Genomic DNA, 25,761 nt, shown 5'->3' with positions numbered 1-25,761 from the left:
GTGCGATCACAGTAAGCGTGATCGCGCCTTTTTCTTGTGGGGAGAATCCGTTTTTGCGATCGACCTAAGGTCAAAAGCATCCTCCAAAAATCACCCACACTTAGATTTGCTGCACCATGATTTCCACATCTGTGGTGGGGCTATCTTGCGTGATCACTGGATAGGCGGTGGTGCTGGTCCAGCTCAGGTCTTCGCCGTAGAAAATTTTGGCCCGTACCACGTAGCGATGTTGGGGAATGATTTCGGCGGGGTCGTAGGCGATCGAAAAAGGAATCGGTACTTGTAGACCCGCCGTACGAATCATGTCTCCCCCCATCACCTTTGAAGGGGCATCCGCGAGACTCACATCTTCCAGGGTGACGACAACGGTGGCATCGGGTGGGAGGGCGATGCGTTGGCGATAAGTGACTGTACCTGTGACCACTGCTGCCGGTTGAGGTTCGCAGGCCATTCTTAACGCTCCCAGTAGCCAAGCTCCCGGCTGCGGTGCCAGGCCATCGGGGCTATCAATAATGTTTTGCCAGCCATATCCTTCGGCTTCATATTGCATCATGTTCGATCGCATTGCTTCGAGGTCAGCGACGACCGCTTCTCGCGAGGTATCCAACAGCGCTAAAAATTCGTCAGTATCTTCGGCACCGGGCATTGAGGTGACAATTGCACAGACTTCTGCATTACTGGCGGACATCTCCTCATGGGCATCGGCTAGGAGTTGAGGCGTCTCGGCAACAGCGGCATGTGGCGAGAGCGCACCCACGGATAGGGCGACTAAGGCCGCCACCCCAACGACAATCATCCAGAATTTTTTCATCATGTTTGTTTGAAACGAATGTGAGACTTCAGACGCTTTTTGCGAGAATTTTATCCCTCTATGGTCATGATTCGTCGCTGGGCAGCCAAACTGTAGGATTTGTTTTTGTTGTTGAATCTCTGAAGTCGAGATCGCTGCTAGAGGTTGAGCGCGAGTTGATTGACCGGCGACGGTGGCGGGCGCTTACGCACTTTGGGTGGCGTGATGTTGACGTGGGCCACAAACCAGGTGCGCAGAGCGATCGCCTGTCGGTCATCCAGCGCGGTTAAATCCAAGGCAGCGGGAAAGAGCCTTTCTGTGGGGGATTGTGCCCAGTCGATTTCGCCAGCAAAGCGATCGCTGCCAAAAGGCGTCAAGTCCGTGGGTAAATCGGCCAGATAAGGCACCACATTGCCGCACTGCAAAAACCGACCTCGCTGCTTTTCTAACTGCTCTACCCGTTTTTGCCGCGCCTGCTTGTAGTCCAAAATCGGCGTTGGATAGGTCTTCATCGGTGGCGGACTGCCGAGTTGCGCGGAGTCGAGATGGGCGAGCTCGGGCACCCAATGTTTGATAAAAGCGCCGTCTGGGTCGCAGCGATCGACGGCCACTTGGCCGGGGTTGTAAATGCGTGTCCAGGTTTTGTCGAGGCAGTGGGTTACGCCGGACTGCATGGCCCACTGGTAATGGTCGATGGGGCAGTCGCCGTCAATCAGATGCCGCATGAAATGCAGTGCCCCAAAGCGCCAGTCCATGCCCAGTAAGTTGCTCAAAAAGCTGGCGTAGATTGCCCGGGTGCGAAAGTTCAGGGCCTGCCATCCCCCCGTGGCTTGGAGACACCGGGCGGCAGCATCCACAATGGGAAAGCCCGTTTGCCCTTGTTGCCACGCTTGGTACAAGTCTTCGTCAAAGGTCCAGCCATCTTCGTCGAATACGGTGTACAGCGATCGCAACTCTAACTGCGGCAGGTAGCGAAACCGTTGGGTGAAGCCGTTGCCCCAGCGGAGCCGAGCAATCAGTTGTTGCTGGCTGCGGCGAATGCGAAAGTCGCCCTCGTCCGGCGTTTGCTGAATCGTCTGCACACATTCACGCACAGAAATTGCCCCGAACTTAATGTGCGGACTCAGGCCGGTAGTGGCCTCGGCGCTGGGATAGGACAGTTGCCAATAATAGCGATCGCTCTTGTGGCTCAAAAAGTCGGCTAATAACTGTCGCGCTGCTGTAGTGCCACCCGGGGGAATGGGTTTGCCATCTGCCAGGTGCTCTAGGGCCGCCAAACTCGGGAGCGGATCACTGGGGAGGTCGGGGGGGACTTCTACCTGTGGAGGCGTCGGAACGAGCGGCGCGGCCATATCCCGCCACCACCGCGATCGATAACGGGGGTAGGGAATCAACTCGTCCAGGCTGGCCGGCGGTTCGAACCAGCGAATCTTCATCCCTTGTGCGCTCAATGCCTCATTCAGCCTCGCATCCCGCACTCGGCCATAAATGCGTTCGCAGTCAGTGTAGGCGTAAATGCCTTCGGCCTCGGTTTCCCGAATCAAGTCGGGTAACACCTGCACCGGATCGCCCGATCGCAGAATCAGCCGCCCCCCTTTAGCCCGTAAGTCAGCATCCAGCGCGGCGAGACAAGCCAGCATGAAAGCAACCCGAGCACTGCCCGTTTCGGGATGTTGGAGCAAGGCGCGATCAAAGACAAAAACGGGAATCACCACACCCCGCCGTGCCGCGCGAAACAGCGGTTCATGATCACTGATGCGTAAATCTCGGCGAAACCAAACGAGCGTCCGATTCATGGCATAGAGGGAGGGCAGAAAAGCAGGTCAAAGCCTGGTGATCACCTTAGCAAATCTTCAAATTTGGCGATCGCCTTGCTATTTAGGACAAATGTACTATATTTGTATCAGGCTTCATCGGTAGGGCACTGTTTGGATGATTTTTGCCGCTGCCAAGAGCCCCCACAGGAATCCTTTTGCCGTTGTCGAGGAGGGCAAAGATGACCCACTCCACCTATCAGTCCAGAGCTCGCGATCAGTACAGTTCCTATTATCGAGGCGGGCAGCAAACCCAGATCCAGTTCGGTGATTTCGCGGCTCGTCGTCCCCCGAGTCAACCACCTCAAGCGACATATCCTCAGCAATATCAGGTGAGGCCGACGGTGCCAGTCGCCACTGCACCACCCACGACCATGTATCCCCAGGGCGTCACTATCCGCAGAAAGCCTCGGCGGCGGTCGGCCCAGCGATCGCCCCGCAGCTATCTGCTCGCTGGAGGCAGCATGCTAGCTCTCGCCGCGTTGGTTGTCGGGCCAAAGCCTTTGATGGAAGAAAGCTCTGAGCCAGCAACTGCTAAAGCGGTGTGTCAGGAAACGATTCAGGCGGAATCCGTGCTGTCGCGCGCCGAGTTGTCAGAGCTGTTGGCGATCGCTGAACGAGCGCCGAAAGCTGATGTCCAAGCGGTCATTGCCGAACCCTATTGCACCTTGCCGTCGGTGGAAGTGCGTGAGGGCGTCACCGCTGAACGGGTTGCCTATCCATTAGAGTTCAACCCTGACACCTGGTTCATCGTGCTTTATGAGGGCGACGAATATGCTGGTTTTGACTTCAGTTTTTCGCGCGATTAACCGTCCTTGATGCAACGAGTTCTAGGCTGTCTGAGGTGACCTAATGCGAACGTATTTTCTGCGCTGTTGGCCTGCTCCTGGGCGAGTATTGCCCCTGCTGGGACTATTGGGGTTGGGTGCTTGCGGACTGACGCAAGCGCAAGTGCCCCAGCGTCACATCCCGGTGCAGCAAAACTGGACCTTACAACCTGGTAGTGAAGTCGGTGGGTTTCCGGTGATGGGTGGCTTGGGGGATGTTTCTATTGAACTGGGTGGGGGGAAAGTCAGAGCTCCCTTTGATGGTCAACTGCAACCGACAGGCAATGAAACTTGCGTCGCGTTTACCACCCCTGAAGTTCCAGCCTATCTATTTCGGCTGTGTGGCGTGACGAAGCCGCGATTGGGTGAGGTCGAAGCAGGGCAGGTGATGGCCCGCAGTCAAATCTTGCAGTTTGCGGCCATGCGTCGCCAACCTGACGGCACGTGGGCGATCGTGGAACCCGCCACCGACATTTTAGAAAAAACGCTGGGTAACGCCGTTGCCCAGAAATAAAGCGCACTCCCCCGCTCAGGAACCGTGCTCAAGATCTCAGAGCTCGGATTTGTCTGATTTTCGAAGGCTGCCACGATTATGTATCCACTTCCAATAAAGAAGTGGTTTGCTCAACGTTTGCGCAGCTATCCTTGTTGCCGACGGCTCAAGCGGCTGACAGCGACATACGCAATGATGATCATGGTGAATGAGAACAGCGTGGTCAAAGTGCCCAAAGCATAGAGGGCCGGTGAAGTGACGTTAGTCGTCATCCCGAAGATTTCGAGCGGTAGCGTGTTGTATTGCCCCGACACCAGTGAGGTGCGGGTGAATTCGTCGTAGGAGAGGGTAAAGGTTAGCAAGCTCACGCCGATCAAGCTGGGCAAGATGAGTGGCAAAACAATCTCCCAAAAGGTCTTCGGGTCGTTGGCTCCCAAATCTTTGGCCGCTTCTTCATAGGACGGATTAAAGCGGTTGAAAATGCCCAGCATGATGAGAAAGGCAATGGGCAGCGTCCAGGTGAGGTGGGCTCCCAAGCCAGAAGTCATCCAATTAGTTGACCATCCCATGATCTGGAACATGACGCCCAGCCCGAGGGAGATCAAAATGCTGGGGACAATCAGGGCCGAAATGGTGAGATAGAACAGCACCGTGGAGCCGCGAAACTTTTGCCGAAAGGCCATGGCGGACATGGTGGCCATGCTCGCTACAAGAAGGGTGACGATCGCTCCCAGCACCACCGATCGCTGGAATGGCTCGACAAAGTTACCGACCCGCTGCTCTTGAAATACTTGCCCCAGCCAATAAAAGCCAAAGCTGCGAATGGGGAAGGTCAGGGTGCCGTCTGGACCCTGCAAGGACAGAATGAAAATTGTGATCATTGGCCCGTACAAGAACAGCACGAACAGACCAAAGAAAGCAGCCAGTAAGTAAAAGGAAAGCGATCGCGGTTTCATCGTGGAAAGCCCGAATAATTTGCTCTAAACGTTTTGCTCTAAAGTTCTTTGCGGATATTGACCACGCGCAGAATTGAAAACACCAACAGCAGCGTCACACACAACAAGATGATGGCATTGGCTGCTGCGAGGGGATATTGCAGACTCCCAATTTGCGTCTGAATCAGCTTGCCGATGGAAGCGGCTTGACCACCCCCCATCAGGCGTACGGTGATGAATTCGCCCATCACCAGCGTGACGACGAAAATGGAGCCGATCGCAATACCCGGAGCCGATAGGGGCAGCACAATTTCTTTGAATACGTTGAATCCTGACGCGCCCATATCCTCGGCGGCGGTGATCAGGGTGCGATCGATGCGCATCAGGCTGTTAAAAATGGGCGCGATCATAAAAATGATATAGAGGTGCACCATGCCCAAGACCACCGCAAAGTCGGAATAGAGCAGAAACTCTAGCGGCGCATCAATCAGGCCAATGCCCATGAGCATCTGATTTACCAGACCTTCTTTGCCCAGCAGCGGTACCCACGAGATCATGCGAATGATATTTGAGGTCCAAAACGGGATGGTGCAAATGAGGAAGAGCAATACCTGCCACTTCAGTTTCTTCACATGGAAGGACAGGAAATAGGCGACGGGGTAGCCGATCAGCAGTGTTGCTAACCAGACCATACCGACAAATTTGAACGTGTTGACGTACGTTCTGAGAGTGACATCGGACGAAAACACGCTGATGTAGTTGTCCAGCGTGAAGGCTGGCGTCATGGAATAGCCGTTAAATTCCCAAAAGCTGACGACGCCAATCAGCAAAATTGGAAATACCAAAAAGACGCACAGCGCAATGGTTTGCGGCGCGGCTAACAAATAAGGCTTCAAGCCATCCCAGTTTTTGGCGATCGCTTTAGGCTTGGCCGTCACATCGGCCGCCGCTGAGTTTGGGGTCGTGCTAGTCATAGGAATCAGTCACCTTTCGCGATCATTCAGACTTTGGTTTCATGCCATCCATGTCGGAGTAAGCGATTTATGCGTGGATGGCGAGCGCCTCTCGCCTCCGTCAATGCTCTTGCTCCGACCCTCGTAGACCGACAGCTTCGGCCCCGGTCGACGGCTAGAACGCCGGCAGCTCTGGTAGGGGTTCACCTAACCAAGTTTGAGACAAATCATCCAATTCGCCGCCTAAACGTTTGTGGTAAACAAACGTATTCACCCACTGCAAGAGATCCAATTCACCCCGGCGTAAACCGATATGAGCCGGAGACTCCTTAATGATGAATTTTCCTTCAATGTTTTGATCGGGATTGTTCTTGGATAACTCTGAGGCCACGACGTTGCCTGTCGCAATCAAATCCACTTGCCCAGAAATGAGCGAAGAAGCCGTCAAGCTATTGTCCGCAAAGCGCTCGATTTCCACATCATCGCCAACGGCGTCACTGAGTTCGAGATCTTCTAACGTGCCCTGGGTTACGCCTACCCGGTAGCCACTCAAATCTTCAAAGCTCTCGACTCCGGTAATATCGGCCGAACCGTAAAGCCCCGAGAAAAAGGGCGCATAGGGGCTAGAGAAGAAGATTGATTTAGCGCGTTCGGGATTAGCTCCCATGCTCGAAATTACGAGGTCAACCTTATCCGTTTGCAAAAAGGGAATACGGTTATCACTGGTAACAGGTACGAGTTCAACTTCGACCCCCAAATCTTCGCCAATCAAGTTAGCCACATCAATGTCATAGCCTTCTAAATTGCCATCTGCGTCCACCGAGCCAAACGGCGCAAAGTCTTGGGGCACGGCGATGCGAATGGTGCCTGCCTCGATAATGCTGTCTAAGCTGGAAACTGGCGCGGCGGTATCTTGTGCGGTCACGCTGGGGTCGTTGCCATTGCCGACGCAGGCGACCGCCACGAGGGAAAACACACAAGCGAAGCAAGCAATCAAGAAATTCTTGCTCCAGCGGGGCCAAGCGATTCGATGCATAATGTTCATCCTTACCGTTCAATACATTGCGTCAAAAAGAGTGGCGATCGCCCTCCCCAGTCCCGTTAATAGGCCAGCGATTTTTCTAAGCGCCGACTAAAGACCGAAATAGGAAAACAGATCGCAAAATAAATGACCGCCGTGACCAGATACACGAAAAATGGCTCAAAGGTCACGTTGGTGATGTTGGTGGCCGATCGCGCCAATTCCACAAAGCCAATGGCTGACGCCAGGGACGTGCCCTTAATCACCTGCGCCAAGAAGCCGACGGTGGGGGCGATCGACAATCGCACCGCCTGCGGCAAAATCACCAACCCTAACTGCTGAAAGTAGTTAAAGCTCATGGCCCGCGCCGCTTCCCATTGACCGACGGGAATCGACTCCACCGCTCCCCGCCAAATGTCACTGAGAAAAGCGCTGGTAAAAGCCGTGAGGGCGAGGGTCGCGGAAGTCCACGGGCTCAGCTCAATGCCGAGAATGCTCAACCCAAAAAAGGCCAACAAAAACTGAATCAGCAACGGGGTGCCTTGAATAATTTCTGCGACGCCTCGGCTCACGTAACGCAAAGGCGTTAGCGGGGAAATGCGCAGCAGCATCAGGAGAAATCCGGCAATGCCGCCACAGACAAACGCGACCACCGACAACAACAGTGTCCAGCGAGCTGCCCAGATGAGCGCCATGATGATGTCGATGTAGCTAAAATCTCGCATGAATCAAGGCCGTGGTGACCAGAAGGGGACTTAGAGATAGCGGGTGAACTTGAACAACCGCCGATGAACCAACTGCGCCGCGAGTTTGAACAGCAGCGTCAGCAGGATATAGATGACAGCGATCGCGGCAAACACCTCAAAATCGCGAAAGGTGCGCGATCGCAAAAAGTTACCCATAAAGGTCAACTCTTCGGCTGAGATTTGTGACACCACGCTGGAGAGCAGCATCAGCAACACAATTTGCCCAGTCAAGGCGGGATAAATGTTGGCGATCGCGGGTCGCAGCACGACTAGCCGAAAAACTTGAACGCGATTGAGCCCAAGCGATTTGCCGGCCTCAATTTGGCCGGTGCTGACCGACTCGATGCCTGCGCGAATAATCTCAGTGGCGTAGGCGCCAAAGTTAATCGTCAGTGCTAATAACGCGGCCTGCTCGTTCCCCAGAGATGGCCCCAGGCTAGAGATGCCGAAAAAGATAAACAGCAACTGCACCAAAAACGGTGTGTTGCGAACTGCCTCGACATAAATGCTGGCGAGTGATCGCAATACCGAATTAGCAGACAGGCGACAGAGGGCTGCGATCGTGCCCACAAGCAAGCCCAACACCACGGCACCCACTGAAAGTTGCAGGGTCAACCACACGCCTTCTAGCAGCAGCGGCCAATTATCCCAAATAACTTGAAACTGAAACCGATAGTTCATTAATCAGGAGGCAAGCCGAATCAACAGGCACGTAGTCAGAGCTGACAAACAGTGGGCTTGCCCTCTGACAAAAATGATCGAGGCCCATGAGCGTGTTTAGGCCAATTAGCAAACAAGGGGCCTGAGCCCCTTGTCACTGAGAGCGATCGCGACCTACTAAATAAGCCGCGATGCGCATCTGACTTACCGCTTACGACGCGATGAACTCATTCCACTTCTGCACCAGATAGGTGTTCTCTTCCATGGTGGAGTTCCAACAAACGATATTGCCAAAGCGCTCATCAAACGATCCGCCATCGCGTGTGACCCCGGCTTTAGCTAGGGTCTTGCCAAACGGATCCACCATGTCTTCAGAGGCGGGCTGACCTTCATACCAGAACGCCCATTCTGCTTCAGACATGAACTTCTTGGCAGTTTCAGGCGCAGCGCTGTAGTAGCCTTGGCGACCGAGGAAGGCCCCGACCCAGCCGTCGAGCATCCAGTTGAGATACTCATAAGCGGCATCCAGCTGCATCCCTTCCAAGTTCTTCGACAGGCCAACACCGCCGCCCCAGCCGCGATAGCCCTCTTTTAACGGGGCGTAGATGCACTCAATGCCTTGGGCCTGAACCGCCGTTACGGCAGGCGACCACATGGATTGCAGCACGACCTCACCCGAAGACATCAGGTTCACCGACTCATCAAAGGTCTTCCAGAAGGCGCGGAATTGGCCAGCGGCTTTCTGCTCCTTCAGGATTTCGATGATTTGATCGATTTCAGCCTGGGTCATGTTGCCTTTGTCGCCAAAGGTCATCAGGCCCAGCGACTCTGCCACCATGGCGGCATCCATGATGCCGATTTGAGGAATATCGAGGATGGAAGTCTTGCCCCGGAATTCTTCGTTGAACAGCTCGCCCCAGGTTTCGATAGTGCGACCGACCAAGTCAGGCCGATAGCCCAAGGTGTCAGCGTTGTACTGGAACGGAATCAGCGTCGCAAACTCGGTGGGCTCACTAGAAAATTCTGTCGAGTCTGGCCCGGTGAGATACATCACTCGATAGGGAGCGGTGCCCTGAGACCCTTCGACGGGCATGCCCTTGAACTCACCCGTGGTAAAGAAGGAAACGATCTTATCCCAGTTGGTGATGCGGCTGATTTCCAGTGGCCGCAAATTACCGGAGGGCACGACCAAGGGCAGGCTGAAATATTCGCCGTCAAAGATGTCGTATTGGTCCGGCTGCGTAATTGCAATCTGGTTATTTTCTTCGGTGCTGAGGGCGCGCATCTCAATCTTGAAGCCCAGGTCTTCCTGCGCTTTATCGCGAATTTCGTTGATTTGAGAAACGCCAGTACCAATCAGCCGCAGGGTGACGTCCTTGCTGGCGTTGGTATTGACTTCGGGGCCAGTGGCCGGATTATCGGGGGTGCCCTCAGGCGCGCCGCTACAACGAGCCGCCGCGATCGCTGCCCCAGCAGCTAGACCCGTGCGCAACACATAGCGTCTTGAAAAATTTGGCATGGTTTTCTCCTATCAGAATTTTATTGATTTTAAGAGCAGATTAAGGAAAATCATCAAAATCTGCTCAATTGAACTGAAAAACGCCGAAGCACCTTAGTAGGGCAGGAAAACGCAGTCGGCTGCCGACCACCCTAGGGTGACGACTTGGCCTTCGCTCAGCCCTGAGCGCGACCATTCCACTGTACGCACCTTGTACAGCAGCTCTTGACCCGTGGCTTCGGCCAACATTGACACTCGGGTGACGTAGCCGGTTAACTCGACATCGACAATACGCGCTGTCAAGCGATTGACTAGCATGGCGTCTGGGGGCGTTGCCTCAGACACAATATTCAGTAAATCAGGCCGAACTGAACAAGCCGCCGTCTGCCCCACTGGGACGGCATGGCCCCGGCTAAAGATCCGCCCAAACCCTTCGACCTCCAGCTCGATGGTTTCTAAACCGTCAGACTCCGCCACGGCATTCACCACTTTGCCGACAAAGATATTGTTGTCGCCGATAAATTTGGCGACAAACTGCGAAGCGGGTTTGTCAAACAGCTCGCTCGGGGTCGCCACCTGGTCAATGTGGCCATGATCCATCACCACAATTTGGTCAGAGAGAGAAAACGCCTCTTCCACGTGGTGGGTCACCTGAATAAAGGTCAACCCAAACTGTTTTTGAATGTTCCGCAGTTCACTCCGCATCCGCACTCGCAGGTTTTCATCCAGGGCGCTGAGGGGTTCATCCAGCATCAGGACTTGGGGCCGAGTGACGAGGGCGCGGGCCAGGGCAATCCGCTGTTGCTGACCGCCACTAAGCTGATCAGGTTTGCGATCGCTGGTGTGGCTCAGTCCCACCAAATCGAGGATTTCGCCCACCCGCTGTTTTCGCTCGTCGGCAGAGACTTTGCGCATCCGCAAACCGAATTCGACATTTTGCCAAATGGTCTTGTGGGGAAACAGCGCATAGTTCTGAAACATCATGGCGGTATTGCGCTTCGCCGGAGGCAAATCATTCACCCGGCGATCGCCAATATGAATTTCGCCACTCGTGATAGTTTCATGTCCGGCAATCATGCGCAGGGTGGTTGTCTTGCCGCAGCCGCTCGGTCCGAGTAGACAGCAGTAAGAACCTGGCGGAATATCCAAGAAAAGGTTTTCGACTGCGGTGAACTGACCATACTGCTTCGTCACCGAGCGCAGAGATACCCCTGCGGCACCTCGGGCCAGCACATGTTGAATATCCTCCTCTGTCTCGAGTTGGGCTAGCTGGGCCTCAGCGGGTGTCATATCAGAAACATCCAGTGCCATAGGCGTCACTCACTGTTGAAAGAAATCTAGTCAAAGACTATTAAAGCCACTGCATAACGTCTCACAGACCAGAGCTATGAATCTGTAACATTTACAGCAGCTTTTGCCGCGGAAGTCACGCAAGTCACACCTCCAGCACTCAGGCCTAACAGGGAACTAGTGGGCTCAAGTGACCGTGCATACTGTATACAAAGCCCCAAAGGGGAATCGTGCTTTGTGATACAGATTGCCCATGTGGGCTAAGTCGCTGGCAGGGATGATGGTCGCGGCCTCAAGTCTCAAGTGCGTGAAGGGTTAAGGCTGAGTAACTCGCGGATTGCTTTTGATGCTTGCTAGATAATTTGAAATGCGGATGAGAAACCGTAGGCGTCACCACCAAGCCGCGTTGGGATCTTCAAGCCAGTAACGACCACCACCAGGTGCAACTTCCAAGCAAATTGGTTGCTCTTCACCCGTGGCAGCATCTTCCGCGGGGTAACAAAATGTGTTTTCCCCGACATCAGCAATATCTTCAATTAACACGCGACGGAAGCTAAGCAATAGTTCAATCGCTCCAGCGTCAAGAAAATTTAACTCTGGCGTGCCTTCCAATAAATGCTGGCGGTTGGCGTAGCGCTCTATGGAAATGTGATCACTCGGCTGAAAACTTATTGCTGCCGAACGAGTTCCTAGCATGGGTCGTAACCTTTGTAGGCCGTCTTGGCGATCGCTCAGGCTCGCCAGTCCTTGCTTGAGATGAGCAATAAAGTCAGGTGTATTTTGCACCACAACGTCAGCATCCGATAGCTGCAGCGATGGTGATTCATCGGTTGTTGAGGAGCCTTGGGGAGTGGCTAGATCAGTCTCATCCAGAGTGATGTTTGCCTGCTGATTCTGCCAAGCAGCGATCTGTTCTTGATAAGAGGGCATGGCCCAGCGATCGCCATTGGCCGAAATATCCATAGCCGGAGAAGTACTCGCGATGACCGCCGGCAACAGCGACTGCAACGAAGTCTCCAGTCTTTCACCGGTACGCTGTTGCTCTGTACTGAAATAGAGCGCAACGACAGTGACCAGGAAAACAATCGACCCACCTAAGGTGAACCAAGACTTGGGCATGTTCCGCAGTGCATCACAAGCATAAACAACAACAGCAGATTCCCTGATATGAAAGGTTGCTGTAATTCAAAGGTGCCTCTGCCTAGCCAGAGTAAGTTAAGTAAATACTCTGAGTACAGTGAAACGTCAGCAATTCACAGTAAATTCACAGAGACACTAAGGAATTGAGATGGAAGAGGTTGTAATAGCCATTCGGCTGTTCACGATCTAGCGCCGGATTCTATTTAGCAAACCTTGCATTTGATTTAGTCTTTCGCCCTCAGTGACTGTTACGGAAGTAGCCGCCAAGTATGGCAAGTCACGGCTTATGGACAACAATTCCAACATGAGGATAAGGGATTGTTGATCGCTTGATCGCTTGTTTGAGCCGCTCCGGATGATGGGGCTAGGGTGACGATATGGTTGCCAAAATGTTTGCCAGCGATCTCGAGCACTTCATCACAGCTTTATCTAGTGCTGCGCGACAGCCATTGTGATATCTGGAGGTGACGGTATTAATACTGAGGCCCCGTCTTTGCAGCGCTACGAAGTTTTACGGACAGCCTCATACAGCGACAGTTCATCTGTTCAAGGGCGAACCGTCAGTCTGGATTGATAGGCGTGGCTGGCGATCACTCAGTCGTTATTGCCCGGCAATGCGGTCCAGCTGCGCCTGGGTATTCGTCGCCCATTGCGGATTATTTTGGGTAATGTAGAGACTCTTGGCATGTTCCAAGACCCCGCGAGCTTCGGCGTAATTGCCCAAGCGAATAAAAGATAAGCCGGCACTATAGTAAGCGTTGGCATAGCCCGGATTGTATTCCGTCGCTTTACGAAAAGCATCTAGCGAGGCGTTGTAATTGCCCTGACCATATTGGGCCACCCCCAGGTTGTAATAGGCTTCGACATATTCGGGAAAAATGGCGACCGCTCGATTGAAAGCAGCGATCGCGGCGTCATAGTTCTGCTGTCTTAAATAGATGCGGCCTTGGTGAAAAGGAGGCTCTGGCGCATTTGGGGTTGAGGCTTCGGCCCGCTGTAGGGAAGCGATCGCCGCCCCATAGTTTTCCTGATCTAGTTGCACCAGTCCCAAGTTGTAATACGCATTGCCCAAGTCAGGCTCAATCTGGATGGCGCGTTCGAGATATTCTTGCGCTTGATCAAGATTCCCCCCTTCCCAAAGGGCTGCCCCCAGGTTCGAGTAGGCCATGGCAAAGTAGGGGTCGGCTTCCAGCGCTTGCCAAAAGGATGTTGCGGCTTCTTGCAGTTGCCCGGTTTGGCGCTGTATCAGACCTAAGTTATAGTATGCAGCCGCTGAGTTGGGGTCGAGCTCAATGGCTTCGCGAAAGGCGGCTGTCGCGGGCTCAATCGCGCCTTGCTGAATCAGGGCCAGTCCTCGATTCAATGCTTCTTCAGAGAGGGCGGCATTAGGTGCTTGGGAGACTTGCGACGTGTTCTGGGCCAAGACGGAGGGCAGATTGGGGTGAAGGCTTACCCCGCCAGCGGTAAGACCAATGATGCCCACAAGATGTAGCCAGCGATGCTGCCAGATGCCCATAAATCATTCCTCCAGAGCCTAGATATAGCGTCTCCGCAGTGGGTATGCGAAAGCTCGCCTGTAGTTATATCAAATCTCTCGAAATTGCGAACGATATTTGGACAAAAAGCCAAGCGTCCATTCAGGAATGCTCTGGTACTGTTTTCCCGACTACTGATGCGCAACTCCCTGATTCCCTCGGGCCGCTATCCACAGTCCGCAGTCTCCAGCATATGCAAACTCCAGTTCTCACCAGATAAACAAATGGGTTGGCTGGCAGTTTACTGCCAAGACGACTTTCCCAACTGGTTAAATCCCCATGCTTTTAATTGGGATGCATTGTCTACGCTTTCCCTAAGCCGTTGCTGTTAGTGAGCCAATGTCGTCCGGGGTTAAGTCGGCATCAACGACTTCACCGTCACGAAACCAAACGATGCGGCGCGTTTGGCGGGCGACCTCGGGCTCATGAGTCACCATTACGACGGTGATGCCCGTGGCGTTCAGTTCGGAAAAAATCCCCAACACATCCTGGGTCGTGTGGGAGTCAAGCGCCCCGGTGGGTTCGTCGGCCAGCACCAGCAGCGGCTCGTTGACGATCGCCCGAGCGATCGCGACCCGTTGTTGTTGTCCCCCGGAGAGTTGCGTCGGCTTGTTGTAAATGCGATCGCCCAGCTTAACCCGTTCCAAAGCGGCGGCGGCGCGATCTCGCCGTTCACGGGTCGTCACGCCAGCGTAGACCATCGGTAGCATGACGTTCTCTAGCGCTGACAACTGCGGTAGCAGGTGAAACTGTTGAAAAACAAACCCAATTTTGCGATTGCGGATATGGGCGAGGGCATCATCATCAAGCCCTGCAACATTCTCTCCATCGAGATAATACTCGCCAGAAGTGGGGCGATCAAGACAACCGATCAGATTCATCGCAGTCGATTTGCCGGAACCCGACGGCCCCATGATGGAACAATACTCGCCCGCCTCGACAGACAAATCAACGTCCCACAGGGCGCGGACTTCAGTATTGCCGATCCCGTAGACTTTGCTGACGTGGCGCAGTTGAATCAGTGGTTGCATAGCTCTAGGTTAGCGTTCCCCCAAGCGATTTGATGGCTGATTAAGCGCCGCCTAGTAAACTGACTACTGTTTCATAAAAGCTTGGTCGCTCTTGATTTGGTCACGTCCGGTAATCAGTCGGGCCCCTTGGTTGCGAGTAAAGAAGTTCCACATCCATTGCGTCATGACGAGCACCTTGTTGTCGAACTCGATCAGGAACATGACATGCACCAGCGCCCAAATCACCCAAGCCGGATAGCCGGTGAGCTTTGTCCAGTTCAGATCCACCACAGCAGAGTTGCGGCCAATAATTGCCAGGCTACCGCTGTCACTGTAGACGAAGGGTGGGGTGGTTTTGTTTTTTAGGCGATCGCAAATCGTCCGTGCCACATATTTGCCCCCCTGCATGGCCACAGGTGCCACCCCAGGCAAGGGTTTGTCGCCTTGGTGGGCGTAGTGAGCTAAGTCGCCAATGACGAAAATGTTGGGATGGTTCGGCACGCTAAAGTCGGCTTCAACCATGATGCGTCCAGCGCGATCGCAAGGAGCCCCGGTTTTTTCTGACAGCACTTTGCCCAAGGATGAAGCCCGTACACCTGCGGCCCAAAAAACGCTGTGAGAACTAATCGTTTCCACATGGTCGCCGGTTTTGATGGTGACTTTTTCGCCTTCTAGCCCAGTGACGAAGGTGCCAGTTCGAATCTCAACGCCGAGTTTTTCTAAATCTTTAGCGGCCCGCTTAGAGAGCGAGGGGTCGAACGGGGGCAAGACCCGATCCATACCCTCGACCAGAATGATGCGGGTGTCGTGGGTATCGACATTGCGGAAATCATCTTTGAGGGTTTCATAGGCCAGGTCAGCGATCGCCCCGGCCATTTCGACACCAGTCGGGCCAGCCCCTACCACCACAAAAGTTTGCAGGGCTTTACGAATTTCGGGATCGGGTTCGAGTTCCGCTTTTTCAAAGGCCAGGAAAATCCGCCGTCGCACTTCCAACGCATCTTCAATCGTTTTGATGCTGGGGGCGATCGCTTCCCAGTGGTCGTTCCCAAAGTAATGATGAGCGCTTCCTGTTGCCAAAATCAAGCTGTCATAGGGCACCGTCTCACCATCTTTGAGCTTTAGCATCTGCTCATCCGGGTCAATGCCGCGCACCTCGCCCAACAACACCTGGGTATTTTTTTGACTGCTCAAGACCGAGCGCAGCGGCGAGGCAATATCGCCTGGAGATAGCCCCCCGGTGGCCACCTGATAAAGCAAGGGTTGAAACAGATGGAAGTTGCGGCGATCAATCAGCGTCACCTCGACGGGTGCTCGCCCCAACGACTGAGCGGCATACAGTCCGCCAAAACCGCCCCCAACAATTACGACCCGATGGGGTTGTCCCGGAGTCGCTGGGGCTGACGTCTCTGATTTTACTGGCGCAGTATCAACCATGTATGTTTCTTGACTGAATTAGGACAAATGGAGCGCACCTTTACAAGGCTTAATATCTCTATAGATTATCTACAGATTGTCAGCCCTGTCCAATAGTTTGAAGTTTCAGAAAATTTGTCCCCTGGGGTTGGTTAGACGGGATACCGCCCATCACTAAGACCTGATCGCCCGGACTCGCCATCTCTTTTTGGGTCAGGTAAGTCTCGGCCAACGTGATCATTTCTTCAAATGTCGTGGCGGGTTCGCTCACCAATACTGGCTTGACCCCCCAAACGAGGTTGAGGCGGTGGTACACATCGCGATCAGGGGTAAAAGCCACCACCGGTACCCGCGGCCGCTCGCCCGCCGCAATCATGGCCGAATAGCCCGACTCGGTGTAAGTGACAATGCATTGCAAGTCCAACACGCGATCGATGACGTTAAGGGCTTCGCTCAGAGCGTGGGTGACATCGTTATAGTCCGGCGGGTCGTTGACGAACGAAATTTCGGGCTCTACATCGATGGCGATGCGCGCTAACATTTGCACCGCCCGCAGGGGAAATTTGCCCACCGCTGACTCCCCTGACAGCATGACCGCATCGGTGCCATCAATAATCGCATTGGCGACATCACTGGCCTCTGCGCGGGTGGGTCGGGCATGCTCAATCATGCTTTCTAGCATTTGAGTTGCGGTAATCACTGGGATGCTATGAAAATTGCAGGCTTTGATGATGCGCTTTTGCAATAAAGGCACTTTTTCAGCTTTCATCTCAACCCCTAAATCCCCTCTGGCTACCATCACCCCATCTGTCACTGAGAGAATTTCATCGAGATTCGCGATCGCCTGCGGCTTTTCAATTTTGGCAATCACGGGGGTTTCGGGCGCGCCCGCCTCATTCAGCAATGCCTTCAGCGCGAGAATGTCCTCACCCCGGCGGACAAAGCTGAGCGATACCCAATCCACCCCCTGCGACACCCCAAAGCGCAAATCCTCTTTATCTTTCTCGGTCATTGATGGTAGCCGTAGACTGAGTTCCGGCAGGTTCACGCCTTTACGACTTTTGAGCGGTCCTCCCTGCATAATCCGGCAGGTGACTTTAGGCGCTTCGACGGCTTCAATTTGAAGTTCCAGCATGCCGTCATCGAGTAACACCTGCATACCAGGCTTGGCGTCATCTGCTAAGTAGGGATAATCAATACCAATGCAGTTGGGCTGTCCATTCTCCTGGCCCACAGGGACTAACAGTAGCGTTTCTCCTTCAATCAGCTCTATTACCCCACCAGGAATTTGCCCCACCCGAATTTTGGGGCCTTGTAAGTCTTGCAACAGAGTGATTGGGGTGTCTAATTCTTTGGAAACACTCCGCAAAAGCTGAATCATGCGGGTGTGGTCTTCATAACTACCGTGGGAAAAGTTTAGTCGGGCGACGTTCATCCCCGCTTTGACCATCGCTAGGATCATGTCTCGCGAACTGCTCGCCGGGCCAATCGTAGCCACAATTTTGGTGCGGTGGAGTAATGGTTTCATCAGGGCTAGCCCCTTCAGCGATGTTTGGTGCCAATCATAAGCAGTGTTTTCTGATTCGGCTGTTATCCAGTGCTACATTCAACCGAGACTACAGAAAGTTTTATACCTTTGGCGTCAGACTTGGGTGCATCTGCATGGCGATTGCGCACCTTTTGGGACCTTGCAGCCTGTTAGGGGAATTCGGGCATACTGAAACATGCATCTTTTTGGTTCGGCCAATTCAGCGATCGCCCCCAATGCACGACTGGTCATTGTTCACAACTCGTCCGAGTCCTGACCACTCACCCGTCACCCCAGTGTCTTTGGGGGTGGATGCCACCTTGGATGCCTTACCATTACACGCGGCGGAACTCGATCTCGCATTACCGGGCAGCGTCGCGGCTGAGCAATTTAATCACTTTCCCGAACTGCCAGGTTTGTTACTCACAGAGCAGCAGGCTTTTGTCGGCGTCCTCTCACGTCAGCAATTTTTAGAATTTCTCCTGCGGCCCAAAGCTTGCGAACTCTTTATGCAAGAGCCGCTATCGGTCATTTATCGCTATACGCGGCGACGCCCCCTGATGTTTCCCGCCGAAACGCCCATTTTGGTGGCGGCCCGTGCGGCCCTGCGACAGCCTAGTGAACTGCAGGGAGAGCCCATCTTAGTCAGCACTGCCGAGGGCGATCGCTTAATTAGTGCCCATGATCTCAACCAGGCCCACTGGCAAATTCGCGGCATTGAAACCCAAGTCCGCCACGAACGCGCCCAAGCAGCCATGCTGCAATCGCAAAAAATGGCAGCTCTGGGCCGATTGGTAGACGGTATTGCCCACGAAATCATGGATCCGCTCGGGTTTATCTGGGGCAACCTGAGCCACGTTGATCAGTATTGTCAGCAGTTGCTGCAATTGTTGGCTGTTTACGAAGCCGCTAGTACCGACTGGACAAACCCATCGGCGTTGGATGAACTGCAAGAATTGCAAGATGAAATTGAACTAGATTACCTGCGCGAAGATTTGCCGCTGACGCTCAACAGCATCAAGGGTGGGGCGGCTAGGCTAAAACAATTGGCTAGTAGCCTACAAAACTTTTGCCATATTGACGAAGTTTATCCCAAGCCAGCCGACCTCCATGGGCTCATCGATAGCATTGTGCTGCTGCTCAAAAGTTGTCTCACGACCCACATTCAGATTGACTGTCAGTATGATGCATTGCCGCCAGTGCCCTGCTTTGCCGGACAACTCAGTCAAGTGTTGATGAATGTGCTGACCCATTGCATCGATGCGTTGTTGAGTATGGCTGCGGGCCAGTCCGCTGAAACCGATTTTGCAATGGGTTCCTTAGGCTCTTCTTCCATGTCGCTTGCCATAACGCCTCGCATCACCATTACCACCCAGCTATATGATGCTAATCCTGCCGTTCCTATGAGCGATCGCTGGGTCATGCTGACAATCGCTGACAATGGGCCAGGGTTGTCTGCCGCAACCTTGCAAGAAATTCAAGAGGCTTTTTCGATTCGCCAACGGTTAGAGCGAGAAACGGAGTTAGCCACTTGCTATCGATTAATCACGGCCAAACATGGCGGCAAGTTTGCGGTGCGATCACCAGCCTCTCATCCTGACTCAGACAGTCGCGCGATCGGTACCGAATTCGAAATCCAACTACCGCTTTACAATCTGGACAGCTAGCCACGACATCACCTCTGATTTCAGTTAGTCCATGCTTTAACTCCTGAAATTTTCAGCTTCCACTGCCCAAAAAATCGGCATTTAATTGTGACCTCAACGTAGCAAAGCGTTTCTAGCCTCCCAGCTCTCCCTGGGAACCTGAAACCCTTCCAGAAAAGACATTGCAGACTTCACCACAAATATCCCAAATCCCAAAACCGTTAAATCGGAAACTTTTTCTAGACATTTCCATTTACCTTGTGTATTATGAATAACTGTCGCTGAAACGGAAACTGGACGTTTAGCGTTCTAAGTCTGTAGCGACGATTGCTAAATTGCTTTGGCTTAATTCTTGTCTATAAACGCCGCTACCAAGCTCTTTGGTTTGGTGGTGGCAATGTTTTGACTGGCAAGCGCTTTCTCAAAGCGTCGTCACTGAGTCACCTAAAGCAAGCGCTTCCAACGCTTGTGACTTAGTACTGTGGGCATTGCTCGCAGGTACGAATGATGTGTTCTAGCTCTAAGAGTCAATTGAGTCTGGAATCATCAATTCGTCTCTATATAAGCAACGTGTAGCAACGGAGATCGGTAAAAGTGTCAGTTGGGATTCTTGGAACCAAGTTGGGTATGACCCAAATATTTGATGAAGAGGGGAACGCCGTTCCCGTTACTGTCATTCAAGCTGGCCCCTGCGTTGTTACTCAGGTTAAGACAGCAAAGACTGACGGCTACACGGCTGTGCAGATTGGTTTTGACAATGTTTCTGAAAAGGCTTTGACAAAGCCTGAACTCGGACACCTGGCGAAAGCAGGTGCAACCCCGGTGCGGCATTTGCGAGAATATCGCGTCGACAAGGTTGACGAGTTTGAGTTAGGTCAAAATTTGACTGCTGAGCAGTTTGAGCCAGGGCAACTGGTTGACGTGACTGGCACAAGCATTGGTAAAGGCTTTGCGGGCAATCAAAAGCGCCATAATTTTCGCCGCGGGCCGATGTCTCACGGCTCTAAAAACCATCGCTTACCTGGTTCTATTGGTCCTGGTACTACCCCTGGTCGGGTTTATCCAGGCAAAAAGATGGCAGGGCAATTGGGTAACAAGCGTGTCACGACTCGTAAGCTGCAGGTCGTGAAAATTGATGCAGAGAATAATCTGTTGGTCATCAAAGGTGCAATTCCTGGTAAGCCCGGAGGTTTGTTAAGTATCGCGCCAACAAACGTTGTGGGTTAGGTAGTTGATTTCGGCAACAGCAAAGCTGTCGGGGAACGTAAGTAAGAGACAAAAGTCATGGTTGAGTGTGTTGTTCAAAATTGGCAGGGGCAGGAAGCAGGTACGGCTTCTGTTGAGCTGAAAATTGCGAAGCCAGAAAGTGCTGCCCACATCCTGCATCGTGCGTTAGTGCGACAAATGCACAATGCGCGTCAGGGTACGTTGTCTAGTAAGACTCGTGCTGAAGTTAGAGGCGGCGGTAAAAAGCCTTGGCGTCAGAAGGGGACAGGTCGTGCGCGGGCCGGTTCTAGCCGCTCCCCCTTGTGGAAAGGCGGGGGTGTCATTTTTGGGCCTAAGCCGCGTGATTTCAGCGTCAAGATGAATCGCAAAGAGCGTCGTTTGGCATTGCGTACGGCTTTTCAGAGTCGATTGGCTTCAGACACTGTCGTTGTGCAAGACTTTGGCGATCAGTTGGCGCGGCCTAAAACCCGTGAAATGCTAGCAGCAATGGAGCGCTGGGGTATCGGTGCTAATGACAAGGTGCTGTTCATTCTGGATGAGCAACCAGAGAATGTTGTGCTTTCCCTGCGCAACATTGAGCGCGTGAAGCTGATTGCAGCGACAAACTTGAACATTTTCGATTTGTTGAATGCTGATCGCTTAGTCGTGACGACCGCAGCAATGGAGAAAATTCAGGAGGTTTACAGTGACTAGAGTACTGAATGAGGGCGAACTTGCCGATCTGATCCGGCGTCCCCTAATCACTGAAAAAGCCACTTTGCTGCTGGAAAACAATCAGTATGTTTTTGAGGTTGCGCCCAAAGCTAAGAAGCCTGAAATCAAGGCCGCGATCGAGTCTCTATTTGATGTCAAGGTGACTGGTGTTAGCACAGTCAACCTACCACGCAAAAAGCGTCGAGTTGGTCGTTTCGAAGGTTTCCGGGCTCGCTACAAGCGGGCGATCGTCACCCTGGCTGAAGGTGACAGCATTACCCTCTTTCCTGATGTCTAGAAGCACCCTGCTTCGGTATTAGCAGTTGATGCAGTTTATTGATTGAGTGAGTTGAGCTATGGGCATCCGTTCCTACCGTCCCTTGACCCCTGGTACCCGTGAACGTTCCGTTTCAGAGTTTTCTGAAATTACTCGTTCCGAGCCTGAGAAGTCGCTGACTGTCTCGGTGCATCGTGCTAAAGGTCGCAATAATCGCGGTGTTATTACCTGCCGTCACCGGGGTGGTGGTCACAAGCGCCTTTATCGGATCATTGATTTCTATCGCAACAAGCATAATATTCCGGCGACGGTTGCAGAGATTGAATATGATCCCAACCGCAATGCTCGTATTGCTTTGCTGCAGTATGAAGATGGTGAAAAGCGCTATATTCTGCATCCTGCATCCTTGGCAGTCGGCACCACTGTGCTGTCAGGCCCTGATGCGCCTATCGAAATCGGTAATGCGTTGCCGCTGCATAAGATTCCGCTGGGTACATCAGTGCATAATGTCGAGTTGCAACCTGGTAAGGGTGGCCAAATCGTTCGAGCGGCAGGAACTTCGGCTCAAGTTGTGGCGAAAGAAGGTAACTACGTCACACTCAAGCTGCCTTCCACCGAAGTGCGCATGGTGCGCCGCGAATGCTATGCCACCATTGGTCAAGTCGGCCACGTTGATGCGCGCAACATCACTCTAGGTAAAGCTGGGCGCAAGCGCTGGTTGGGTCGGCGACCAGAAGTTCGAGGAAGTGTGATGAACCCGGTTGACCACCCCCATGGTGGTGGTGAAGGGCGTGCTCCTATTGGTCGTAGTGGTCCGGTGACGCCTTGGGGTAAGCCAGCTCTAGGTCTAAAGACTCGTAAGAAGAAGAAAGCGAGCAATAGTTTGATTGTGCGTCGTCGTCGTCGCACTTCTAAGCGTGGACGGGGCGGCCGCAATACTTAAGTCGGCTTATATGCCGGATTAGCTTACTGTCGCAACACTGATTTGATGGATACGAGAGAAGTACGAGGTTGTAAAGGTTATGTCGCGTTCCTTAAAGAAAGGGCCATTTGTAGCTGATCACCTGATGCGCAAGGTAGAAGCGCTCAATACCAAAGGTGACAAGCAGGTGATTAAGACTTGGTCGCGGGCTTCTACCATCATTCCTCAAATGATTGGCCACACGATCGCCGTTCATAACGGTCGTCAGCATGTGCCGGTTTATGTGACTGAGCAGATGGTTGGGCACAAGCTTGGTGAGTTTGCCCCGACTCGAACCTTTCGGGGACATGCCAAAAGCGATAAAAAAGCGCGTCGATAATTTTTGGAGTCGGAGAATCCCATGGCGGTTGATACTACTGAACAAGTTAAAGCGGTGGCACGCTACATTCGCATGTCCCCCCATAAGGTCCGGCGAGTGCTCGATCAAATCCGTGGTCGCTCATATCGCGAAGCACTCATCATCCTTGAGTTCATGCCTTATCGTGCCTGTGACCCAGTGCTTAAGGTGCTGCGCTCAGCCGTGGCGAATGCCGAGAACAACAATGGCATCGATCCTGCCTCGTTAGTTATTAGTGAAGCTTTTGCGGATGCTGGGCCGACACTTAAGCGCTATCGACCTCGGGCTCAAGGACGAGCCTATCAAATTCGCAAGCCGACTTGTCACATTACAATCGCGGTTGCTCCGGCAGAACCTTAACGCCGCAGTTGATCGATCAATTACTGAAAGCATTTAACTGAGGGACTACGAGTGGGACAGAAGATACATCCAACAGGTTTTCGATTGGGGATCGTGCAGGAGCACCGTTCACGGTGGTTTGCGGATAATAATCGCTATCCCCAACTGCTGCAGGAAGATCACATCATTCGCGAATATATTGAGAAAAACCTGTCAAATGCGGGTATCTCTGACATTCGGATTGAGCGTAAGGCTGACCAAATTGATTTGGAAGTCCGCACTGCTCGCCCTGGTGTGGTAGTGGGTCGCGGCGGTAGCGGGATTGAATCGCTGCGCTTAGGCTTGCAGCAAGCTCTCAAAGATTCGAGTCGGCAAATCCGTATCAATGTTGTCGAGGTCACTCGAGTCGATGCAGATGCGCCATTAGTTGCAGAATACATTGTTCAACAATTGGAACGACGGGTTGCTTTTCGCCGCGTGGTTCGTCAAGCACTTCAGCGAGCTCAGCGAGCTGGTGTCGAAGGTATCAAAATTCAGGTCAGTGGCCGTCTTAACGGAGCAGAAATTGCTCGGACTGAATGGACTCGTGAAGGTCGCGTACCGCTGCATACTTTGCGAGCCGATGTTGATTATGCCTATCGCACTGCACAGACGACCTATGGGGTGCTGGGAGTAAAGGTTTGGATTTTCCGTGGTGAGGTGATTCCTGGTCAGGAAGATCAGCGTTCAGCACCGGAAGCAGCTCAACCACGTCGTCGGCAACCACGTCGTCGGCAACAATTTGAAGACCGTTCCAACGACTCTTAATGCATTGAAGTTCAGAAACTGAACTCTATCGCGTGTCCCTTTTTTTTGAATGTGAATCTTAGGCAAAGTTGAGCCATGTTAAGTCCTAGACGTACTAAATTTCGTAAGCAGCACCGGGGCCGTATGCGGGGCATGGCCCAGCGGGGTAACAAAATTAACTTTGGCGAGTTTGCTCTCCAAGCTACAGAACCTTCTTGGTTGACCTCTCGACAGATTGAGGCGGCTCGGCGAGCAATGACTCGTTATGTTCGCCGGGGTGGCAAAATCTGGATTCGAGTTTTCCCTGACAAACCGATTACGATGCGGCCAGCTGAAACTCGTATGGGTTCGGGTAAAGGTAACCCTGAGTTTTGGGTGGCAGTTGTGAAGCCCGGTCGAGTTGTGTTTGAAATTGCCGGGGTCCCCGAGGAAGTGGCGCGTGAGGCGATGCGATTAGCGTCCTTCAAGCTTCCTTTCAAGACTAAGTTCATTGCTCGACAGGAGGAGTCTTAACCATGGCATTGCCTAAAATTCAGGACGTGCGAGATTTGGACAACCAGGCTCTGGATCAAGCGATCGCAGATACTCGGCGCAAGCTGTTTGACCTCCGCTTTCAACAAGCAACTCGCCAGTTACAGACTGGGCTTCATCAGTTTAAGCACGAGCGGCACCGCTTAGCGCAACTCATGACGGTATTGAGAGAGCGACAGTTAGCTGAAGAAGCATCAACGATGGCTAAATCGGATGCTCCCCCAGCAGCGGCAGCTGCCAGTTCAGCGGTGAGTGCGGCAGAGGAAGAGTAGGGAGAATAAAGTAAATGGCAGTTAAAGAGCGAGTGGGCTTTGTCGTCAGCGACAAGATGCAAAAAACCATTGTGGTAGCGGTCGAAAACCGTGTTCCTCACCCCAAGTACGGCAAAATCATGGTTCGTACTAAACGCTACAAAGTTCATGACGAAGAGAATACTTGCAAGGTTGGCGATCGCGTACGGATTCGCGAGACTCGTCCTCTCAGCAAGACTAAGCGATGGACCGTGGCCGACATTCTTAATCGCACCGTTGAGGTCTAAGGAGGCGTAAGGTGATTCAGCAAGAAACTTATCTGAACGTGGCCGATAACAGCGGTGCCCGCAAATTAATGTGCATCAGGGTTCTCGGTGGCAATCGCACCTATGCCGGTGTCGGTGATGTGGTGATTGCAGTCGTTAAAGACGCTATTCCTAACATGGCGGTTAAAAAGTCTGATGTTGTCAGAGCTGTCATTGTCCGCACCAAAAAGTCTTTGCGACGTAGCAGCGGCATGAGTATTCGCTTTGATGACAACGCAGCGGTAATTATCAACCAAGACGGCAATCCTCGCGGCACTCGTGTCTTTGGCCCAGTCGCCCGCGAGTTGCGCGATAAGAGTTTCACGAAAATCGTTTCATTAGCACCGGAGGTTCTGTAATGCCTCAAGCCAGCGTTAAACAGAAAGTCAAAATGCATGTCAAGTCAGGCGATACCGTGCAGGTCATTGCTGGTCGTGACAAGGGCAAAGTTGGCGAAGTGCTGAAGGTGATTCCGAAGGCGAGTCAAGTGATCGTCAAAGGAGCTAACTTTCGGACTCGCCATATGAAGCCGAGACAGGATGGCGAGTCGGGGCAGATTATTACTGAAGAGGCTCCTATTCATAGCTCTAATGTCATGCTTTATTCCGAGAAGGAAAAAGTAGCTAGTCGAGTGGGCTATACCTTCACTGAGGACGGCAGAAAAGTTCGCGTTCTCAAAAAGACTGGTGAAATCATTGATTAGTTCTCGCTCAATAGTTTTGCGAGTTGGA

The 25,761-nt window shown here is 52.9% G+C and carries 29 protein-coding genes; 15 read left to right on the top strand and 14 right to left on the bottom strand.

The annotated features are described in order from the left end of the window. Window positions 1-100: 100 nt before the first annotated feature. Complete coding sequence (locus tag DYY88_RS11605) at window positions 101-814, bottom strand: YbaY family lipoprotein (protein WP_130199407.1); 714 nt, start codon at window positions 812-814, stop codon at window positions 101-103. A 134-nt stretch (window positions 815-948) separates the two neighbouring features. Beyond that, window positions 949-2,586 carry an FAD-binding domain-containing protein gene (locus DYY88_RS11600; protein WP_039727872.1) on the bottom strand — a complete coding sequence of 546 codons (1,638 nt, stop codon included), beginning with the start codon at window positions 2,584-2,586 and terminating at the stop codon, window positions 949-951. A 200-nt stretch (window positions 2,587-2,786) separates the two neighbouring features. On the opposite strand from DYY88_RS11600, the gene DYY88_RS24685 reads away from it, so the two are divergent. Beyond that, window positions 2,787-3,413 (top strand): hypothetical protein, encoded by a 627-nt coding sequence (locus tag DYY88_RS24685; protein ID WP_236146371.1) that lies wholly within the window; start codon window positions 2,787-2,789, stop codon window positions 3,411-3,413. A gap of 43 nt (window positions 3,414-3,456) precedes the next feature. Beyond that, window positions 3,457-3,945 carry a hypothetical protein gene (locus tag DYY88_RS11590; RefSeq protein WP_044151297.1) on the top strand — a complete coding sequence of 163 codons (489 nt, stop codon included), beginning with the start codon at window positions 3,457-3,459 and terminating at the stop codon, window positions 3,943-3,945. 125 nt (window positions 3,946-4,070) lie between these two features. Here DYY88_RS11590 and DYY88_RS11585 read toward each other — a convergent pair whose 3' ends face one another. The 12 genes from DYY88_RS11585 to pyk all read right to left on the bottom strand — a co-directional run bounded on the left by DYY88_RS11585 (window position 4,071) and on the right by pyk (window position 17,656). Next, window positions 4,071-4,880 (bottom strand): ABC transporter permease, encoded by an 810-nt coding sequence (locus DYY88_RS11585; RefSeq protein ID WP_039727873.1) that lies wholly within the window; start codon window positions 4,878-4,880, stop codon window positions 4,071-4,073. A 38-nt stretch (window positions 4,881-4,918) separates the two neighbouring features. After that, the gene (locus DYY88_RS11580) at window positions 4,919-5,833 is read right to left on the bottom strand and encodes an ABC transporter permease (protein ID WP_039727874.1); all 915 of its coding nucleotides are present in this window, start codon (window positions 5,831-5,833) and stop codon (window positions 4,919-4,921) included. Window positions 5,834-5,987: 154 nt separating this feature from the next. Next, a complete protein-coding gene (locus DYY88_RS11575; RefSeq protein ID WP_039730093.1) occupies window positions 5,988-6,848 on the bottom strand; it encodes a transporter substrate-binding domain-containing protein in 861 nt (286 codons plus the stop codon). A 65-nt stretch (window positions 6,849-6,913) separates the two neighbouring features. Further along, on the bottom strand, window positions 6,914-7,558 hold the full coding sequence (locus DYY88_RS11570) for an amino acid ABC transporter permease (RefSeq protein WP_039727876.1): 645 nt from the start codon (window positions 7,556-7,558) through the stop codon (window positions 6,914-6,916). Between the two features lie 30 nt (window positions 7,559-7,588). After that, window positions 7,589-8,260, bottom strand: coding sequence for an amino acid ABC transporter permease (locus DYY88_RS11565; protein ID WP_039727878.1), 672 nt, complete (start codon window positions 8,258-8,260; stop codon window positions 7,589-7,591). 190 nt (window positions 8,261-8,450) lie between these two features. Further along, entirely contained in the window at window positions 8,451-9,758 is a 1,308-nt protein-coding gene (locus DYY88_RS11560) for an ABC transporter substrate-binding protein (RefSeq protein ID WP_039727882.1), read from the bottom strand. Window positions 9,759-9,851: 93 nt separating this feature from the next. Further along, window positions 9,852-11,048, bottom strand: a complete 1,197-nt coding sequence (locus tag DYY88_RS11555) for an ABC transporter ATP-binding protein (RefSeq protein WP_039727883.1) — start codon at window positions 11,046-11,048, stop codon at window positions 9,852-9,854. Between the two features lie 369 nt (window positions 11,049-11,417). Further along, entirely contained in the window at window positions 11,418-12,146 is a 729-nt protein-coding gene (locus DYY88_RS11550) for a hypothetical protein (RefSeq protein ID WP_039727885.1), read from the bottom strand. 622 nt (window positions 12,147-12,768) lie between these two features. After that, complete coding sequence (locus DYY88_RS11545; RefSeq protein ID WP_039727887.1) at window positions 12,769-13,683, bottom strand: tetratricopeptide repeat protein; 915 nt, start codon at window positions 13,681-13,683, stop codon at window positions 12,769-12,771. A gap of 333 nt (window positions 13,684-14,016) precedes the next feature. Continuing rightward, the gene (locus DYY88_RS11540) at window positions 14,017-14,733 is read right to left on the bottom strand and encodes an ABC transporter ATP-binding protein (RefSeq protein WP_039727889.1); all 717 of its coding nucleotides are present in this window, start codon (window positions 14,731-14,733) and stop codon (window positions 14,017-14,019) included. 63 nt (window positions 14,734-14,796) lie between these two features. Further along, window positions 14,797-16,149, bottom strand: a complete 1,353-nt coding sequence (locus DYY88_RS11535; RefSeq protein WP_044151298.1) for an NAD(P)/FAD-dependent oxidoreductase — start codon at window positions 16,147-16,149, stop codon at window positions 14,797-14,799. Window positions 16,150-16,228: 79 nt separating this feature from the next. Further along, window positions 16,229-17,656 carry a pyruvate kinase gene (gene pyk, locus DYY88_RS11530; protein WP_039727891.1) on the bottom strand — a complete coding sequence of 476 codons (1,428 nt, stop codon included), beginning with the start codon at window positions 17,654-17,656 and terminating at the stop codon, window positions 16,229-16,231. 206 nt (window positions 17,657-17,862) lie between these two features. Here pyk and DYY88_RS11525 point away from each other — a divergent pair, with 206 nt between their 5' ends. From DYY88_RS11525 to rplX, 13 genes are all read left to right on the top strand, one after another. Next, on the top strand, window positions 17,863-19,323 hold the full coding sequence (locus DYY88_RS11525) for a sensor histidine kinase (RefSeq protein ID WP_160299579.1): 1,461 nt from the start codon (window positions 17,863-17,865) through the stop codon (window positions 19,321-19,323). Window positions 19,324-19,896: 573 nt separating this feature from the next. Then, window positions 19,897-20,529, top strand: coding sequence for a 50S ribosomal protein L3 (gene rplC, locus DYY88_RS11520; protein ID WP_039727895.1), 633 nt, complete (start codon window positions 19,897-19,899; stop codon window positions 20,527-20,529). A 57-nt stretch (window positions 20,530-20,586) separates the two neighbouring features. Next, window positions 20,587-21,222: a 50S ribosomal protein L4 gene (gene rplD, locus DYY88_RS11515; RefSeq protein ID WP_039727896.1), complete on the top strand. Its 636-nt coding sequence runs from the start codon at window positions 20,587-20,589 to the stop codon at window positions 21,220-21,222. Further along, window positions 21,215-21,520 carry a 50S ribosomal protein L23 gene (locus DYY88_RS11510; RefSeq protein ID WP_039727897.1) on the top strand — a complete coding sequence of 102 codons (306 nt, stop codon included), beginning with the start codon at window positions 21,215-21,217 and terminating at the stop codon, window positions 21,518-21,520. The genes rplD and DYY88_RS11510 overlap by 8 nt, the downstream gene beginning before the upstream one ends. A 58-nt stretch (window positions 21,521-21,578) precedes the next feature. Then, entirely contained in the window at window positions 21,579-22,442 is an 864-nt protein-coding gene (rplB, locus tag DYY88_RS11505; RefSeq protein WP_039727898.1) for a 50S ribosomal protein L2, read from the top strand. A gap of 79 nt (window positions 22,443-22,521) precedes the next feature. Then, window positions 22,522-22,800, top strand: a complete 279-nt coding sequence (gene rpsS, locus DYY88_RS11500) for a 30S ribosomal protein S19 (RefSeq protein WP_039727900.1) — start codon at window positions 22,522-22,524, stop codon at window positions 22,798-22,800. A 21-nt stretch (window positions 22,801-22,821) separates the two neighbouring features. Beyond that, a complete protein-coding gene (rplV, locus tag DYY88_RS11495; protein WP_039727902.1) occupies window positions 22,822-23,178 on the top strand; it encodes a 50S ribosomal protein L22 in 357 nt (118 codons plus the stop codon). A gap of 51 nt (window positions 23,179-23,229) precedes the next feature. Then, window positions 23,230-23,964, top strand: coding sequence for a 30S ribosomal protein S3 (gene rpsC, locus DYY88_RS11490; protein WP_039727903.1), 735 nt, complete (start codon window positions 23,230-23,232; stop codon window positions 23,962-23,964). A 75-nt stretch (window positions 23,965-24,039) separates the two neighbouring features. Then, complete coding sequence (rplP, locus tag DYY88_RS11485) at window positions 24,040-24,456, top strand: 50S ribosomal protein L16 (protein WP_039727904.1); 417 nt, start codon at window positions 24,040-24,042, stop codon at window positions 24,454-24,456. Window positions 24,457-24,458: 2 nt separating this feature from the next. Further along, a complete protein-coding gene (gene rpmC / locus DYY88_RS11480; RefSeq protein ID WP_039727905.1) occupies window positions 24,459-24,746 on the top strand; it encodes a 50S ribosomal protein L29 in 288 nt (95 codons plus the stop codon). Between the two features lie 14 nt (window positions 24,747-24,760). Next, the gene (gene rpsQ, locus DYY88_RS11475; RefSeq protein ID WP_039727907.1) at window positions 24,761-25,012 is read left to right on the top strand and encodes a 30S ribosomal protein S17; all 252 of its coding nucleotides are present in this window, start codon (window positions 24,761-24,763) and stop codon (window positions 25,010-25,012) included. Window positions 25,013-25,023: 11 nt separating this feature from the next. Then, window positions 25,024-25,389, top strand: coding sequence for a 50S ribosomal protein L14 (gene rplN, locus DYY88_RS11470; protein ID WP_039727909.1), 366 nt, complete (start codon window positions 25,024-25,026; stop codon window positions 25,387-25,389). Further along, a complete protein-coding gene (rplX, locus tag DYY88_RS11465) occupies window positions 25,389-25,733 on the top strand; it encodes a 50S ribosomal protein L24 (protein ID WP_039727911.1) in 345 nt (114 codons plus the stop codon). Before rplN ends, rplX begins: the two co-directional genes overlap by 1 nt. Window positions 25,734-25,761: the final 28 nt, after the last annotated feature.

Source organism: Leptolyngbya iicbica LK (assembly GCF_004212215.1).
Classification (GTDB): domain Bacteria; phylum Cyanobacteriota; class Cyanobacteriia; order Phormidesmidales; family Phormidesmidaceae; genus Halomicronema; species Halomicronema iicbica.
The sequence above is the reverse complement of the archived record's forward strand: the minus strand, read 5'-3'. Positions and strand labels throughout refer to the sequence as shown.